General features: G+C 72.2%; 13 protein-coding genes. 6 read left to right on the plus strand and 7 right to left on the minus strand.

Annotated features, from left to right (window positions below; all coding sequences use genetic code 11):
• Positions 1 to 8: 8 nt before the first annotated feature.
• Both AB0H87_RS05590 and AB0H87_RS05595 read right to left on the minus strand, forming a co-directional pair.
• Complete coding sequence (locus AB0H87_RS05590; RefSeq protein ID WP_360140130.1) at positions 9 to 887, minus strand: hypothetical protein; 879 nt, start codon at positions 885 to 887, stop codon at positions 9 to 11.
• A gap of 46 nt (positions 888 to 933) precedes the next feature.
• Complete coding sequence (locus AB0H87_RS05595; RefSeq protein WP_360140133.1) at positions 934 to 1,731, minus strand: LysR family transcriptional regulator; 798 nt, start codon at positions 1,729 to 1,731, stop codon at positions 934 to 936.
• Between the two features lie 92 nt (positions 1,732 to 1,823).
• Between AB0H87_RS05595 and AB0H87_RS05600 the strand changes: the two genes are divergently transcribed.
• A complete protein-coding gene (locus AB0H87_RS05600; RefSeq protein WP_360140136.1) occupies positions 1,824 to 2,306 on the plus strand; it encodes a nuclear transport factor 2 family protein in 483 nt (160 codons plus the stop codon).
• 5 nt (positions 2,307 to 2,311) lie between these two features.
• Here the strand turns inward: AB0H87_RS05600 and AB0H87_RS05605 are convergent, their stop codons facing one another.
• Complete coding sequence (locus AB0H87_RS05605) at positions 2,312 to 3,754, minus strand: diguanylate cyclase (protein WP_360140189.1); 1,443 nt, start codon at positions 3,752 to 3,754, stop codon at positions 2,312 to 2,314.
• A gap of 218 nt (positions 3,755 to 3,972) precedes the next feature.
• On the minus strand, positions 3,973 to 6,429 hold the full coding sequence (locus tag AB0H87_RS05610; RefSeq protein ID WP_360140139.1) for a transglycosylase domain-containing protein: 2,457 nt from the start codon (positions 6,427 to 6,429) through the stop codon (positions 3,973 to 3,975).
• A gap of 542 nt (positions 6,430 to 6,971) precedes the next feature.
• On the opposite strand from AB0H87_RS05610, the gene AB0H87_RS05615 reads away from it, so the two are divergent.
• Positions 6,972 to 7,268 (plus strand): WhiB family transcriptional regulator, encoded by a 297-nt coding sequence (locus AB0H87_RS05615; protein WP_203704386.1) that lies wholly within the window; start codon positions 6,972 to 6,974, stop codon positions 7,266 to 7,268.
• Here the strand turns inward: AB0H87_RS05615 and AB0H87_RS05620 are convergent.
• The 3 genes from AB0H87_RS05620 to AB0H87_RS05630 are packed head-to-tail and all read right to left on the minus strand — an operon-like array spanning position 7,255 to position 10,004.
• Entirely contained in the window at positions 7,255 to 8,400 is a 1,146-nt protein-coding gene (locus tag AB0H87_RS05620; protein ID WP_360140143.1) for an ArsA-related P-loop ATPase, read from the minus strand. The genes AB0H87_RS05615 and AB0H87_RS05620 overlap by 14 nt on opposite strands.
• A gap of 10 nt (positions 8,401 to 8,410) precedes the next feature.
• Positions 8,411 to 9,385, minus strand: coding sequence for an ArsA-related P-loop ATPase (locus AB0H87_RS05625; protein WP_360140146.1), 975 nt, complete (start codon positions 9,383 to 9,385; stop codon positions 8,411 to 8,413).
• Positions 9,386 to 9,407: 22 nt separating this feature from the next.
• Positions 9,408 to 10,004, minus strand: a complete 597-nt coding sequence (locus AB0H87_RS05630) for a hypothetical protein (protein WP_360140149.1) — start codon at positions 10,002 to 10,004, stop codon at positions 9,408 to 9,410.
• A 485-nt stretch (positions 10,005 to 10,489) separates the two neighbouring features.
• Between AB0H87_RS05630 and AB0H87_RS05635 the strand changes: the two genes are divergently transcribed.
• Genes AB0H87_RS05635 through AB0H87_RS05650 form a run of 4 tightly spaced genes read left to right on the plus strand, consistent with a single transcriptional unit; the run spans position 10,490 to position 15,581 of the window.
• Positions 10,490 to 10,645 carry a DUF4177 domain-containing protein gene (locus AB0H87_RS05635; protein ID WP_203704381.1) on the plus strand — a complete coding sequence of 52 codons (156 nt, stop codon included), beginning with the start codon at positions 10,490 to 10,492 and terminating at the stop codon, positions 10,643 to 10,645.
• Complete coding sequence (locus AB0H87_RS05640; protein ID WP_360140153.1) at positions 10,642 to 11,106, plus strand: RidA family protein; 465 nt, start codon at positions 10,642 to 10,644, stop codon at positions 11,104 to 11,106. Before AB0H87_RS05635 ends, AB0H87_RS05640 begins: the two co-directional genes overlap by 4 nt.
• Before the next feature lie 48 nt (positions 11,107 to 11,154).
• Complete coding sequence (locus tag AB0H87_RS05645) at positions 11,155 to 11,946, plus strand: MBL fold metallo-hydrolase (protein ID WP_360140156.1); 792 nt, start codon at positions 11,155 to 11,157, stop codon at positions 11,944 to 11,946.
• The gene (locus AB0H87_RS05650; protein WP_360140159.1) at positions 11,943 to 15,581 is read left to right on the plus strand and encodes an adenylate/guanylate cyclase domain-containing protein; all 3,639 of its coding nucleotides are present in this window, start codon (positions 11,943 to 11,945) and stop codon (positions 15,579 to 15,581) included. Before AB0H87_RS05645 ends, AB0H87_RS05650 begins: the two co-directional genes overlap by 4 nt.
• Positions 15,582 to 15,993 lie beyond the last annotated feature (412 nt).

The raw sequence follows: 15,993 nt of genomic DNA on the forward strand, positions 1-15,993 counted from the left end.
GGCGGACCTCAGGTCCCGGGGTCCGCGTGACGCAGTTGGCTGCGCGAGCTACCGCCGGTTGGCGGTGCTGCTGATGCGCCTCCGCGCCCGCGAAGCCAGATGGGGACTCCGACGAGGGCCGACAACGCGGCGGAGATCACGCCAAGGGTGGCTGCCGCCGGGATCGCTCGTGTGGTGCCGGCCACCGCACCGGCCGCGATGACTCCAGCGGCGATCGTCGCCGCGGACACCTGGGTCAACGTAAGCGGGAGCAGTCGTCCTGCCGAACCAGTGAGCCGGCCGGCGACAACCGTGACGGCCAGGGCGACCAGGGCGGGCCAGATCATCCAACGAGCGTCGCTCGACCGGCCGGTGTCCACTGCGAACCACCCGAAGAGCAGCACGACCACGACCGGGAACGCCGCAAGGTTGACCGCGATCATCATGGTGCGGCGCTGGAGCCGCCGATGGTCCCTGACCGCGGCCCGCGCAGGTGCGCTCGCTGGATTGACGGTGAGCGCCCGCCGGATCAGCTCCGTGAACCGCGCCGGGTCGCGATCGACCGCGAGGACGTTGCGGGCCAGCAGGCTCAGTGCCTCGTGATCATCGGGTGCGAGCTCCACCGCGCGCTTCGCGTCGGCATACGATTCCTCATCCCTTGCCAGTAGGTGCAGAGCCAGCGCGCGGTAGCGGTAGGCCACCGCGTCCCTGGAATCGACCTCGATGGCACGATCGGCCGCATCGACCGCGGCGGCGTCGTCGTGGAGCCCGATCAAGGCGCCGGTGAGCCGGCGCCAGGCCACACCGTCCTCCGGATGCGCTGCGAGATGATCGCGCAGCAGCGCGACGGCGGGCTCGAACTCCCCGAGCACAACCAGTTCCCGCGCGCGGGCGACGGCATCCTCCATGCGGCTGCTCCTTGTCCCCTTGATCAGCGGGCAAGGAAGTATGGATCTACTTCGAGCCTGCGACAAGCTCCAGCGCCGCGGCGTTGAAGGCCAGCACCCGGGCGTTGCCGCCGTCCTTGGTCCACGCGAGGCCCCACCGGACCGGTGGCGCGTCGACGATCGGGACGTAGGCCACGTCCGGTCGGGCGTAGTAGCGGCGCACGTGCGCGCCCACCGGATACACGCCCTCGCCGTCGCCGACCCGCGTCAGCAGCTCCTGGAACGTCGCCGGAGCGGCCATCGGCGGCCCGACGTCCGCCAGAGCGATCCGGTCGCGGGTCGCCAGCGGATGGTTGGCCGGCACGGCGAGCATGCGGGCCTCACTGATCAGCACACCGCCCGGCACCGCGGCGATCGGGTACGACGTCAGCAAGGCGTCGACCACCCCGTCGCGCAACCACCCGTCCGCCTCGCCCAGTTGCGCCTCGCGGATCTCCACCGCGCAGTCCGGGTGTCGCGACCGGAACAGCGAGGCGACCTGGAGCAGAAGCTGGCCCCCGGCCGCGCCGACGAAGCCGACCCGCAGCGTGCCCGTCATGCCCCGGCCCGCCGCGACCGCGCGGTGGACCCCGGCCGCGATCTGCGCCCACGCCGGTCGCAGGTCCGCCTCGAGCTGCCGGCCCACCGCCGTGAGCGTCACCCGCCGGCTCGTCCGGTCGAACAGTGGCACGCCGACCCGGCGCTCCAGCTTGCGGATCGTCTGGCTGACCCGGGTCGTCGAGACACCCAGGCGCTGAGCCGTGCGCCCGAAGTGCAGCTCCTCGGCGAGCGTGAGGAACGCGTCGAGCTCGTGCCGTTCGAGCATGGGCGGGACCTGGCCGATCGTGAAGTGTGGCTGCACAACCGTTGCACGCTTCGCCGTTGATCGGCCAGCGGCGGCAGGCGAAGACTGGCGGTATGTACGTCACGAGAACACACGCGCTCGCGGTCCCGCCGGCCGACCAGCTGGAGATCGTCGATGCGCTCTACCGGTTCGGGCTCGGTCAGGACCTGGCCGACCGCGAGCTGTTCGCCTCGGCGTTCAGCGCCGACGCCGAGCTCGACTTCCGGCCCGCCGCCGCCCGCTGGGGTGGGCAGCCGCCGCTGATGGTCGGGCGGGACCGGATCGTCGACACGATCCTCGCGGGCTTCGCCGGCCGGGTCGTCACCACCCACCAGGTCACCAACCCACGCATCGACGTCGCCGGCGACACCGCCGACCTGACGGCGTTGGTCGAGGCCCAGCACGTGCTCACCGCCGACCGCGACACGTACGCCCTGCTGAAGAACCGCTACGACGTGGCTCTCGTGCGCGACGGCGCGCGCTGGCTGATGAGCCGGGTCCGGATCGAGAACGTCTGGTACTTCGGCGAGCCGGCCGCCATCTTCGGCGCGCCGTAGCGCGGTCAGCCGGCGGCCGTGGCCCCCGCGGGTGCCAGGCGGGCGCCGTCCCGGCCGTCCCGCTTCACCGCGTACATGGCCGCGTCCGCCCTGCGCAGCGCGCGCTCCGGCGGCTCGTCGTCGTCGACCAGGGCCACACCGATGCTGACGGTCCGCCCGATCGCCCGTGCGGCGTCGGTCAGCCGCTCCGCGATCGTCATCGCCTCGCTCGGGTGGCGCACGTCCAGGACCGCGACGAACTCGTCGCCGCCCAGGCGGAACAGTTCGTCGACCCGGCGCAGCGCGTGCTGCAGCGCGCGGGCCAGTGAGACCAGGACCGCGTCGCCCTCCTGATGGCCGTACGTGTCGTTGATGACCTTGAACCGGTCGATGTCGATCGCGAGCAGAGCCGTGCGGCCGGGCACCGCGTTGCGGATCCGCTCCCCGAACGGGCCCTGATGCCGCAGCCCGGTCAACGGGTCCGACATGGCCAGCTCGCGCAGCATGGCCAGCGAGCGCAGGCGGTCCAGGCAGGCCCAGGCCTGTGCGGCCAGCAGCTCCATCAGGTTGACCGTGGCGGAGTCCGGCTCGAGCATGCGTTCGTCGGCGATCAGCATCACCCCGCCGGCGTCCGCCGGGCCGACCGGCACCGTGATCAGCGTGGCCACGCCCGCGTCGAGCAGGGGCCGGTAAACCGGCGGCACGGTGTGGCCGGTCTCGCCGAGGGTGTACGCCGAACCGTGCTTGTGCGCCAGCGTGACCAACTCGAGCAACGCCGACTCGGGCAGCCCGGCCATCACGTCGCGGAGGTTCGCCTCGAACTCGTCGGGCAGCACCGTGGGCATGCCGACCCGGATCCGCTGGCCCTCACTGACCACCAGCACGGCGGCGCGCAGGCTGGAGATGTCGCGGGCGGCGTCGTTGGCCGCCGCCATCAGCTCCCACTCGGTGGCCGCCGCCGTCAGCGCGCCCGCGTGCCGGAGCAGCTTCTCGCTGCTGTTCTCGGCCGGCGGGCCGCCCAGCCGGCTGATCCGGTCGCCCAGGCAGGCCGCGACCTCCTCGACACAGGCCCGGGCGGCAGCGACGTCGCGGGGTTCCCGCCACTCGACGTCGAGCACGCCGATCGGCCGGCCGTCGACGTCGACGAGCGGCACGCAGACCTCGAGGGCCACGTCGGCGATCCCCACCGGGATGTAGTCGGGGTCCTCGCGGACCGCGGTGACGGTCTGGGTCTGCCCGGTGCGGAACGCCCGGCCGGACACCCCGCGCCCGGGCTGCACGGCGGTGAAGACCTGCCAGGAACCGGCGGCCGCGACGCACCGGAGATGATCTCGCACGGGCAGCAGCGCAGCCGCCATCGCGCCCGTCTCGGCACTGAGCGTGTTGACAGCTACCTGGCAGGCTTCTTCAGCAGAGGATGCCCGGGAGGTCCGCGTCGTCACGGCGCGGACGAGGCGTTCGTGATCCAGTCGCACGGCAACTTTCTGGGCAGGGGTCGCGGTTGTCCGGGTCGCTGTGGCGAGACGAACAATCTTCAGCAGCCTACCGACTGTATCTGGACCGTTGCCGTAGGCATCGGGACGAACCCGGCGATCCGGATACCGCGTGAGCCGTTTCACCGCCGGTTGCGCAGCTGGCAACGGGCCCGCCGGACAATCGCCGGCGAGCCCGTTGACCTGCTGATTCGTCAGCCTCCTGGGCGGCCGCCATTACCTCGGCCCGGCCCGTTGCCATTGCCGTTGCCGGGTCCGGGGCCGGTGCCACCGGGATCGGTCCCGCCACCCTTGCCGTTGCTGACCTGGATGACCACCACGCCGCCCTTGATCGTGCGCCCGTCCGGCGAGGTGCCGGCGGCGGAGCCCGCCGGGCAGCGGGAGTCGATCGGCTGGTTGTCGACCTCGACCTCGAAGCCGGCCGCGCTGATCCGGGACCGGGCGGCGTCGACCGAGGCGCACTCGACGTTCGGGATCGAACGCTGGTCACCGTTGATCATCTTGCCGGTGCCCGGCGCCGTGAACTCCTTCTTCGGGGCCTTCATCGCCTTCATCCCGTCGCGCAGGGTCTCGTAGACCGCCGGGTTGACGATGTCGTGCTCCATGTCGTGCGGTGTGTCGGCATAGTCCGGGTCGGCCAGGATGCCGGCGACCGAGAGCTGCTTGGTCATCGTCACCAGCGACGCGGTCTTCTCACCGTCGGTGGTGCCGGACTTGCCGGCCACCGGGTAGCCGACGATGCCGCGGACGCCGGGCGCGGTGCCACCGGTGCAGCGGGACGTCGAGGAGTGGTCGCCGAGCGGGCACCGGGCCGCGTCGACCGCCGCGCGCGCGACCTGGACGTCAACCGCCTTGCGGCACCGCGAGTCGGCGACGTCGAGCTTCGCGCCATCCGGCGCGACGATCTCCTGGACGGGGTTGGGCTCGCAGAACGTGCCGTCCGCGGCCAGCGTCGCGTACGCGTTGGCGAGGTCGAGCGGCGTGGTGGCCGAGACGCCCAGCGTGAAGGCGCCCCACCCGTCGGCGTAGTCCTTGTTGTTGGCGAAGCGCGCGTCGCTCTTGGACCGGAACTTGATGCCCATGCGCTTGGCCGCGTCGACGACGTTGGCCGCGCCCGCGCGCTCCTCGAGCGGGATGAAGTACGTGTTGACCGAGCGGCCGAAGCCACCCCACATGGTGTGCACGCCGGTCATGCTCTTGCTGGCGTTCTGCGGGCAGTATTTGTTGGTGCCGCGGCACGCGCTTGGCCCGTTGAACTCCACGATGTACTTCGACTGGTACTGCTCCTTGGCGTTGATCGTGTAGCTGAGCGGATAGCCCTTCTCCAGGGCCGCGACCAGCGTGAAGATCTTGAACGTGGAGCCGGCCTGGTAGCCGGTGATGTCGCCGCCGCCGCTGAGCAGCGGATTGGTCGTGTTGGGGTAGGTGCCCCGGACCTTGCGCTTCTTCTTCTTGGGGTCGGTGGAGAGGCCGTTCGTCGGCCTGTCGGTCGAGTCCAGTTTGTAGTTGCGGTTGACCGCGAGCGCGCGGACGTAGCCGGTGCCCGGCTCGATCGCGGCGACCATCAGCGCGTTGGGGTGCGCCTTGCTCGTCTTGTAGTACTGCTCGACGTTCTTCTTGGCCGCGTCCTGCACGCCCGGGTCGAGCGACGTGACGATCTTGTAGCCGCCGCTCTTGAGCCGCCGCTCACGGTCGTACGTCGTGGCTCCGAACGCCTCCTGGTCCATCCACCAGCGGTAGAAGAAGTCGCAGAAGAAGCCCCAGCTGTTCTTGGTGGTGGCGACGCAGCCGTTCGGCGCGCGCTTGCCCTTGACGGTCAGCTTGACCTTCTTGGCCTCGTCGCGCTGCTCGGCGGTGATCGCGCCGATCTCGAACATGTTGTCGATGACGTAGTCGCGCCGGGCCACCGCCTGCGGGTAACCGGTGTCGGTGGTCGGGTCGAACATCGTCGGCGCCTTGACCATGCCGGCCAGCATCGCGGCCTCGTCGACCGTGAGGTCCTTGGGCAGCTTCGAGAAGTAGACCTGGGCCGCGGCGTAGATGCCGTAGGCACCGTTGCCGAACGGCGCCGTGTTGAGGTAGCGCTCGAGGATCTCGTCCTTGCCGAGCTCCTTGTCGATCTGGAGCGCGTAGCGCATCTCCCGGATCTTGCGCTGCGGCGTGTCCTCGGTGGCGGCGACCACGTCCTGCGGGTCGGTCGCCGAGTAGGCGATGGCGAGCCGGACGTACTGCATCGTCAGCGTCGAGGCGCCCTGCGTCGTCTCGCCGGCCTGGTTGTTGGCGACGAACGCGCGACCGATGCCCTTGATGTCGACGCCGTTGTGCTTGTAGAAGTCGTGGTCCTCGGCGGCGATCATCGCCTGCTGCATCGTCTTGGAGACGTCCTTGAGCGGGACGTCGCGCCGGTTCTCGTCGTACATCGTGGCCAGCGGCGTCCTGCCGTTGCGCGCGTAGATGTAGCTGATCTGCGGCGGACGCTTGAGGGTCAGCTCCGTGGGCAGCTTGTCGAAGGTCTCGACACCGGCCTTCGCGGCCAGGCCCGACATGGCGACGGCCGGGAACGCCGCGGCCGCGACCACGACACCGGCGAGCACGCCACAGATGATCAGCGACGCGGCGTTGGCGAAGATGTTGTGATCACGTCGCCGCATCCAGCTCTTTTTGCGGGGCTTCCCAGCTTGCCCACTCCGCTCACTCACCTCGCCAGGGTACGGGAATGCACAACAATCTCGCGTCCCGCGTAGGTGGCGGTAAGGGCACGATACGGCGCGGCAGGGCGGACAACGCGAAACCGGACGCGCCACGAAGCACGTCTTTCGGGAGGCGGCGTCGTTGATGTGTTATGCGCACGCTCCGGCAGCCGATGCGTATCGGCATCGACGATTCTGCCGGACTGCTGTGGTTCGTGTTGGCTTTTGACCGAATCCAACCAAGATTTTCCGCGTACGCGGCATCTTCGCCGGCCTCTTATGGGGTAGGCGAAGAGTGTCCCAGTTGTGATGTATTTATCTGACAACGTTGCGTAATCAGACGACTACGGAGCATGATGGTCCGGCGAGTATCGCGCGCCACCCGCCGTCTCCCGGGGGACACGGAGCGGTGGGTGACCGGGGGCAACACCTGCCGACTCGAGGTCGGGAGTCCGACTGGTGTGGGGGGTCCGGCAGCGGACTGCAAGGGGGGACGTGGACTGATGGGCATGATCACAGACTGGCCGACATTGGCGGCATGCCAGAACGGGGACCCGGACGCGCTTTTCGTACAGGGTGCCGAGCAGAACGTCGCGAAGCGAATCTGCCGGAGCTGCCCGGTGCGATACGAGTGTTTGGCCGACGCGCTGGACAACCGCATCGAGTTCGGCGTCTGGGGTGGCATGACCGAGCGCGAGCGGCGGGCTCTGCTGCGCCGCCATCCGCAGGTGGCGAGTTGGCGCAAGATGTTCGAAGCCGCGCTGCGGAACAAGGACAAGTCGCCAGTCATGGCCGGCTGATCGCCGAGCCGATCGTCCGCAGCCCGTCGATGTCGTGGACATCGGCGGGCTGTGCCGTTACGGCCACCGTCGGCACGTGCGGGAACTCCGCCTCGAAGCCCGCGGTCACGACCCGCTCCCGCTCGGCCAGGGCCGCCAGGGCGGCGTGGATGCGCAGCGCGTCGGCGGTCGGCGCCTGCTCACCCGACTCGTCCAGGCCGGCCGCGCCGGCCAGGCTGGCCTCCTCCGTCAACCCCGGCGCCTTGACGGCGTGCACCCGGTTGACCACGAGCCCGGCCAGCGGCATGCGCTCCTCGCCGAGCCGGCGGGCGAAGTAGGACGCCTCGCGGATCGCGTCGGGCTCCGGGGTCGCCACGACCAGGAACGCGGTCTCGTCGGCCTGCAGGATCTCGAAGGTCTGCTCGGCCCGCTGCCGGAAGCCGCCGAACATGGAGTCGAGTGCAGCGACAAAGCCTGACAAATCAGTCAAAAGCTGCGCTCCGAGCACCTTCTGTACGACCTTGGAGAAGACCCCGAAGGACGCGGTGACCAGCCCGAAGACGCTGCGTCCGCCGGCCCGCGCCGGTGCCAGCAGCAGGCGCAGCATCTTGCCGTCCAGAAAACGGCCCAGCCGGGCCGGCGCGTCCAGGAAGTCCAGCGCCGAGCGGGACGGCGGGGTGTCCACGACGATCAGGTCCCAGTCGCCCTGCGCGTGCAGGTGGCCGAGCTTCTCCATCGCCATGTACTCCTGCGTGCCGGAGAAGGTCGAGCTCATCGCCTGATAAAAGGGGTTCGCGAAGATCTCCGCGGCCTTCGCCGGGTCGGTGTGCGCCAGCACGACCTCGTCGAAGGTCCGCTTCATGTCGAGCATCATCGCGTGCAGCGAGCCCTCACTGCCCTCGCCGACGCCCTTGACCGGGCGCGGGGTGTTGTCGAGCTCGGTCAGGCCGAGCGACTGGGCGAGGCGGCGGGCGGGGTCGATGGTGAGCACGACGGTGCGCCGGCCGTGCTGCTCGGCGGCCCGCAGCGCGAGCGCCGCGGCCGTCGTGGTCTTGCCAACCCCACCCGAACCACAACAGACCACGATGCGGACGCCCGGATCACTCAGGATCCGGTCGACGTCCAGCCGCGGCAGGTGCTGATCCGATGACACATGCCCGAGTTTATGGGGTCGGGGCAGCCAGCAGAGCGGCGGCGAGAAGGTCGAGGCCGGTCCGGTCCACTCCGCCGCTCAGCAACGGCAGCTCCAGCACCGGCCGGCCGAGCTCGGAGAGGTCGGCGCGGAGGGAGTCCTCGAGCTCCTGGCGGGTCTGGTGGTCGCGGACCTCGGTGTACAGGCCGGTGACCGTCGCCTTGTCGGTCGGCAGCCCGGCGGCGGTCAACCCGCGCCGCAGCTCGGCCTGGGTGACCTTGCCGACCGAGGCCAGCGGCTCCTGCGCCTCGTTGACGATCACGTGCCCGACCGGGATGCGCAGCCGGTTGAGCTCCTCGATCGCATCGACCGTCTCCTGGACCGGCATCTCCTCGAGCAGCGTGACCACGTGCACAGCGGTCATCGGCGACCGGAGCAGGGCCTGGACGCCGTCACTCTGCGTCTTGATCGGCCCGACCTTGGCCAGCTTGGCGGTCTCGGCGGTCACGTTGAGGAACCGGCCGATGCGGCCGGTCGGAGGTGCGTCGAGCACGACGGCGTCGTACACCCGATGGCCGTTGGAGGTCCTGGTGGTCGCCTCCTTGACCTTGCCCGTGAGCAGCACGTCCCGCAGGCCCGGCGCGATGGTCGTGGCGAAGTCGATCGCGCCCAGCCGGCGCAGCGCCCGGCCGGCGGCACCCAGCCGGTAGAACATCTCGAGGTATTCGAGCAGCGCTTCCTCGGCGTCGATGGCCAGCACGCGCACCTCGCCACCGCCGGCCGCGGCGGTGATCCGCCGCTCCTCGTAAGGCAGCGGTGGGGTGCCGAAGAGCTGGGCGACGCCCTGCCGACCCTCGACCTCGACCAGCAAGGTCCGGCGCCCGCCGGCGGCCAGCGCGAGGGCGAGCGCGGCGGCCACGGTCGTCTTGCCGGTGCCGCCCTTGCCGGTCACGACGTGCAGCCGCGCCGGCCAGAGATCGGCACGTCGGCCCGTCGCAGTCGTCACGCTCCCAGACTAGGGGGCGCGGTCAGCCCACGTCGCAGACCCACCAGCCGGTCTGATGGACGAGGGTGAAGCGGAGCTGCTGCTCGGCGCTGCGGTCGTCGGCGGTCAACACGGTCAGCCGGGTCGAGACGACGGCCTTGTCGGCGTCCTGCTGCTCGACCTTGGGCGGGTCCCAGCGGTAGCGGGGGTTGGGGTAGGTCCGCGCGTACCGCTGGACCTCGTCGACTTTGTCCTGGATTGTGCGTTGGTCGCGCGCGTCGCGGCAGACCAGGGCGGCGGCGGCGCCCGCGTTCTGGTCGACGTAGATCGCGTCGAGGAAGCTCTCGACGGCGGCCACGGGTTCGGCGGCGCCTTCGCCGGTCTCGGTGTCCCGCGTGACCAGGAACGCGGCCAGGCCGCCACCGCCACAGAGCACGACCGCGGCGAGCACGATCAAGAGCACGATCTTTTTGGTGGATACGCGCGGCGGGGCGGGCCAGGGTGCGGAGGAATCCTGCTGGCCGGGGCCGGGCAGCGGGGGGACCGGGGTCCACGGCGGTGCGGCGTTCGGTGGTGGCGGGGTCTCCAGCGGGGCCGGGTGAGGCGCGGTCGCGGTCAGGTCCTCGGTGCCCGGTGGCATCGCGGGGGCCTGGGCGCGTGGTGGTGGTTGTCCCGGGTTCCAGGCCGGCGGGGTCCAGAGGGGTGGCGCGGTGGCCGGTGCCGGGCTCGCGGGAGGCGCGCTGATCGGCCGGGGCGCAAGCGGCGGCGGGGCCGGTGGGGCGCTTGTTATCTCCTGCGTCCGGTCGGCCTCAGGCTCCTGCGGCGCCGGTGCCGGGTCGCTCGGCGGAGGTGCCGCTGGGGGCGGCGAGGGCGTCGCTGGGGCGATCGCGGGCGCCGGGGCAGGGTCTGGTGGGGGTGGCGCCGGCGTGGCCTGCGGCGGGGGCGGCGGCGGCACCGTCGGCCGCTCGGAGCCCTCGTCACCGGGCTCGGGAGCCTCGGCCGGGCGGCTCTCCTCGCGGTCGGGCGGCACGGTCATCGTCTCCCCAGGCTTTGTCCGGTCAAGCCGTCGCCGAGCAGGGTAGCCGACCTCTGGCCACACTGATCGGCACCGGTAACCTCAGCCGCATGCAGAAATGGGAGTACGCGACCGTGCCTCTGCTGGTCCACGCGACCAAGCAGATTCTGGACAACTGGGGTGAGGACGGCTGGGAGCTGGTCTCCGTCATCCCGGGCCCGAATCCGGAGCAGCTGGTCGCCTACATGAAGCGGCCGAAGTCGTGACGACTCCGCACGAGCGCCTCACCGAGCTCGGCCTGACCCTGCCCGAGGTGGTCCCGCCGGTCGCCGCGTACGTGCCGGCGGTCCAGTCGGGTGTCTACGTCTACGTCTCCGGCCAGCTCCCGATCGCCGGCGGCGAACTGCTCGCCAAGGGCAAGGTCGGCGCGGAGGTCACCGCCGAGCAGGCCCGCGAGCTGGCCCGCCAGTGCGGCCTCAACGTGCTGGCCGCGATCGACGCGCTGGTCGGCCTCGAATACGTCGTCAAGGTCGTCAAGGTGGTCGGCTTCGTGGCCTCCACCCCCGGCTTCACGGGCCAGCCCACCGTCGTCAACGGCGCGTCGGAGCTCTTCGGCGAGGTGTTCGGCGAGGCCGGCCGGCACGCCCGCAGCGCCGTCGGCGTCGCTGAGCTGCCGCTGGACGCCCCGGTCGAGGTCGAAGCCATCGTCGAGGTCGCAACCGCCTGACCTGGGCGACCAGAAAATCTGTCGCACTCCAGTCGTACGATCGCACCCATGACGGCCCACGTGACCACTCCGGCGGCGGCCCTGGCGGAAGGCCTGCCGGAGTGGGCCACGCTCGTCCTCGCGCCCAACCCCGGCCCGATGACGCTCGACGGCACCAACACCTGGGTCCTCCGCGCCGAGGCCGGCGCGCCCGCCGTGGTCGTCGACCCGGGCCCGCTCGACGAGGAGCACCTGCGCGCCGTCGCCGCGCACGGCCCGATCGGCACGGTGCTGGCCACCCACGGCCACCACGACCACGTCGAGGGCCTCGACCGGTTCGCCGAGCTGACCGGCGCGACCGTGGTCCGCGACCTCGGCCGGCGCGAGCTCGCCGGTCTGGCCATCTCCGCTCTGCCCACCCCGGGCCACACGGCCGACTCGGTCTGTTTCGTCGTTTCGGCGGGAGGCGAGCGGGCGGTCCTGACCGGCGACACCATCCTCGGCCGAGGCACCACGGTCGTCGCCCACCCCGACGGGGACCTCGGCGACTACCTCGCCAGCCTGGAGCTTCTGATGGCCTACCCCGAGCACCTGGCCCTGCCCGGCCACGGTCCGGCGCTGGCCGACTGCGCCGTCGCGGCCCGCTTCTACCTGGCGCATCGGCGGGCGCGCCTCGAGCAGGTGCGCGAGGCCGTCGCAAATGGCGCCAAAACGGCCGAAGAGGTCGTCGCCACCGTCTACGCCGACGTCGACCGCACGCTCTGGCCGGCCGCCGAGTGGTCGGTCCGCGCCCAACTCGCATATCTCGGTGTGCCATCCGGGGAATCGCGACGGGGGTCACAACGGTTGGATGGACCGTGACGTGTCCTGTGTGCGGCACGGTCGCCATACCCGGCGCCCGTTTCTGCCACAACTGTGGGGCCGCCCTGCCGGCGGCCGCCAGCCTTCCCGCTGCCGAGCGGCGGGTGGTTACCGTCCTCTTTGGCGATCTGTCTGATTTCACCTCGTGGTCCGAGAACGTCGACCCCGAGCGGGTCGGCGCGGTCACCGACCGCGTGCTGGCCGCACTCGCCGGCGCGGTGAAGACCTTCGGCGGCCACGTCGACAAGCTCACCGGCGACGGGATCATGGCGGTCTTCGGTGCCCCGGTGGCACACGAGGACGATGCCGAGCGCGCCGTCCGGGCCGCGCTGTCGATGCAGCGCGCGGTCCGCCGGGTCCTCGACGACGAGCGCGGCGGTGGCGCCCCGCTCGGCCTGCGGGTCGGGCTCAACACCGGCGACGTGGTCGCGGGCATCCAGGCCGCGATCGAATACACGGTCATCGGCGACACGGTCAACACCGCCGCCCGCCTGGCCGACGCCGCCGCGGTCGGCGCGGTCTACGCGGGCGCCAGCACGTTCGCCGGGACCCGCCGCGTCGCCTCCTGGCGGCAGCTGCGCCCGCTGCGGCTCAAGGGCAAGCGTGACCCCGTCGAGGCCTACGAGTTGCTCGGCCTGCACGACGCCCCCGGCACCAGATCGGGCCTCGGCGACGAGGCTCCGTTCGTCGGCCGCGAGGCCGAGCTGGGTCGCATCGCCGGCCGGCTGGCCGAGGTCGTCGACCAGAGCCAGCCGACGGTCATGCTGATGACCGCCGAGGCCGGCATCGGCAAGACCCGGTTCGCGGGCGAGGCCGAGCGGCTGGCCGCGGGCTACGACGTCGGCGCCGGCCGGTTCGCCACCCGCACGGGCGCCCGGGTGCTCTCGGTGCGCTGCGCCGCGTTCGGCGAGCGCCGCCGCCTGGCCCCGCTGGCCGACCTCGTCCGGGCCGCGATCGGCGCACCCGCCGACAACGGCACGCCGCCCACCCGGGCGGTGGCCGAGGAGCGCCTCCGCCGGCTGACCACCCGCCTCGCCCGCCTCCCCGACGCGCCACCGGTCGCGTCGGACCTCCTGCTGTCGCTCATGGGCTACGGCGAGCTGCCGACCGCGGTGCCGCCCGTGCCGGGCGAATGGTCGGGTGACGCCCCGGGCGCCGACGCCACGGCCCTCCCCGGCGCGGTCGCCGCGCTGTTGAGCGGCCTGGCCGCCGAGACGCCGCTGCTCATGGTCGTCGACGACCTGCACGACGCCACACCGGAGACCATCGAGGCCCTCGGCGTGATGCTCTCGCGGCTGTCGGGCCCGGTCCTGGTGCTGCTGCTCGGCCGCCCGGAGCTCGTGCGCACCGCCGGTGCCCTGACCCGCCTGGCCGACGCCGAGGTCGTCAACCTGCCACCGCTGCGCGGCGCCGACGCCTCCCGGCTGCTCTCGTCCTACCTGGGCGGCGGCAAGCTGCCGCAGCCCGACACCGACGGCCTGCTGGCCACGGCGCAAGGCAACCCGTTCTACCTGGCCGAGCTCGTCACACTGCTGATCGAGCGCGGCGCGCTGACCAAGGTCAGCGTGGATGGCGAGGCGGTCGAGAAGCGCTGGCGGCTGGCGCCGGGCTCGTTGACCACCCGCCTGCTCTCCCGCGACCTGGCGGCGGTGCTCGCCGCCCGCATCGACGCCCTGCCGGGCGACGCCCGCGGGGTGCTCCGCGACGCGGCGGTGATCGGCGACCAGGTCCCCCGCGGCACCCTCGAGGCGCTGCGCGAGCACTACGCGGGCCGGGCCGGCCGCCCGGCCGCGGTGGTCGCGGTCGAGCTGGAACGCGCGGTCGACGAGCTGCTGCAGCGCCGCATGCTGCAACGCACCCGCGGCGGCTACGCGTTCAGCACGCCGCTGATGCACGAGGCGGCCTATTCGGGCATCGGCAAGGCCGACCTGGCGGAGCGGCACGCGTTCCTGGCCCAGTGGGCAGCGCCGACGAGCTCGTCCGAGCTCGTGGTGGTCGGCCGGCGCGCGGTCGACGGCGCGACCGCCGACCCCGGCGGCTGGTCCGACGGCGACCGCGACGAGTTCATCGCCCACCATTCGGAGCGCGCGGTCGCGCTCGCCGACAGCGTCGGCCTGCGCCCGGACGCCGCGGCCCGCAACGTGGTGCCGCTGGGCATCGCGGCCCTGAGCCGCTCGGCCCGCCGCGCGGCCGCGGCCGGTGAGCCCACCACGGCGGTCGAATACGCGGAACGCGAAGCGGCCCTGGCCGGCGACGCCCTCCCGACCGCAGACCGCCTGGTCCACGCACGGGCGTTGCAGCAGACGGGCCGGGTCGCCGACGCGCTCGCGTACGCGGAAAAGATCGCGGCCAACTCGGCCGAGCCCAGCGCCCGCGCGGGCGCCCTCCTGCTGGCCGGCCGCGCCCACCGTTCGCTCGGCGATTTCGCCCGGGCCCAGGTGATGTGGCGCGACGCGCTCCAGGTGGCGACGGAAGCCAACCTCCCGGGCCCACGCGCGGAGGCGATGCGCCGCCTCGGCATGGCGGATTTCCTCCAGGGCAAGCTGGCGCAGGCAAGCAGCCGCTTCGCCGCCGCCTACCAGGTCAACGTGACCGCGGGCGACGAACGCGGCCAGGCATGGTCCCTGCAGAACCTGGCGTGGGTGACGACGACCCGCGGCGACTTCGCCGGCGCCGACGCGGTCCTGGCCCGAGCGGCCCGCCTGTTCGCCCAGCTGGGCGACCCGGTCGGCCGGGCATGGCTACGCGGCACGACGGCTTACGCGCGCCTGCTGGCCGGGCGCCTCTCGGAGGCGCGCCGCCTGGCGCGGATCTTCCTACCGTTCGGCGAGCGCGTAGGCGAGGCCTGGGCGGTCGGCACCCTCCGCGCGGTCGAGGCGTTCGCCGCGGCGGAGCTGGGCGACCTGGCGGAAGCCGACCGCGAGGCCCGCCGCGCCTACCGCGACTTCGCGGCGGCGTCGGACGACTGGGGCCGCGGCTTCTCCCTGGTGGTCCGCGGCGTGGTCGCCCGCGGCCTCGGCGAGCCCCAACACGCCACGGACCTGCTGACAGACGCGGTCTCCTACGCCCACCGCATCGGCCACCCCCTGCTGATGGGAATGGCCGGCACGCTACGAGGTTTCGTGGCGCTGGACCGCGGCGACAACGACGCGGCGGAAGCAGACGCCCGCGCCGTGATGACCGCGGTAGAGCCACACAACCCGCTGGCCCCGGCCCAGGTAGGCCCACGGGTCCTCCTGTCCGCTGCCCGCACGAGAGCCGGCGACACGACCACGGCGATCGGCCTGCTGGCCCCGATCGCGTCGGCCAGCGGCGCCCCGTCGCTGCTGTTCTCGCGCCAACAAGCGCTGGCCACCTACGCGTCGGCCCTGCTGGCCGCGGGCCGCTGCGAACAGGCCCTGGACTGGGCCCAACGAGCCGCGGCGGTCCCAGCGGAAGACGTCCGCAGCCGCGTGATCGGCGCGGAGGTCCTGGCCCGCACCCTGGACACCGCGGGCCGCCACACGGAGGCGATGGCGGCTGCCGAACGCGCGGTGGACCTGTCGTTCTCCACAGAACAAACCAGCGAACGCCCGCGCGCCAAGGCCCTGCAGGCGTCGCTCCACCCCACGGCTCCACGCCGCTCGGTGGCATAGCCCGCAGGTCGCGACGCAGCTCTGGGAACTCGTAGCGCTTACTACACCTGCCAGCCGACGACAGGGCCAACTCTTCGACCGACGCGAGTCATGTCCTCGCGTGCCACCGGCCGCGGCGATCCGCCGGTCCGTTCTCGGGCTTCGGCAGCCTTCAACGACCGGCCCGCCACCGCCGCTGAGAGCCCAACAGTTGCCGCAACGTCGCCGCGTTGCCGAGCCCGAACAGCATCGTCACCGTGATTGCCCCCAGGTCCAGGGCACAACCTCGCCGCGCAGCCTCAACCCACTGCCGCAACCCCGACCTCGCGCCGCCGCCCGCCCAGAGCAGCTACGCCGATCAGCGTCACCGTGACCGCCCCAGCCAACAGACCACAACCTCGCCGCGCAGCCTCAACCCACTGCCGCAACCCCG

The sequence above is a fragment of the Asanoa sp. NPDC050611 genome (genome assembly GCF_040654855.1).
Taxonomy (GTDB): Bacteria; Actinomycetota; Actinomycetes; order Mycobacteriales; family Micromonosporaceae; genus Asanoa.

What these genes read in the sequence shown, in the direction of transcription:
- AB0H87_RS05590 (WP_360140130.1), bottom strand. Translation starts at nt 887, where the DNA reads ATGGAGGATGCCGTCGCCCGCGCGCGGGAACTGGTTGTGCTCGGGGAG.
- AB0H87_RS05595 (WP_360140133.1), bottom strand. Translation starts at nt 1,731, where the DNA reads ATGCTCGAACGGCACGAGCTCGACGCGTTCCTCACGCTCGCCGAGGAG.
- AB0H87_RS05600 (WP_360140136.1), top strand. Translation starts at nt 1,824, where the DNA reads ATGTACGTCACGAGAACACACGCGCTCGCGGTCCCGCCGGCCGACCAG.
- AB0H87_RS05610 (WP_360140139.1), bottom strand. Translation starts at nt 6,429, where the DNA reads ATGCGGCGACGTGATCACAACATCTTCGCCAACGCCGCGTCGCTGATC.
- AB0H87_RS05615 (WP_203704386.1), top strand. Translation starts at nt 6,972, where the DNA reads ATGGGCATGATCACAGACTGGCCGACATTGGCGGCATGCCAGAACGGG.
- AB0H87_RS05630 (WP_360140149.1), bottom strand. Translation starts at nt 10,004, where the DNA reads ATGCCACCGGGCACCGAGGACCTGACCGCGACCGCGCCTCACCCGGCC.
- AB0H87_RS05635 (WP_203704381.1), top strand. Translation starts at nt 10,490, where the DNA reads ATGCAGAAATGGGAGTACGCGACCGTGCCTCTGCTGGTCCACGCGACC.
- AB0H87_RS05645 (WP_360140156.1), top strand. Translation starts at nt 11,155, where the DNA reads ATGACGGCCCACGTGACCACTCCGGCGGCGGCCCTGGCGGAAGGCCTG.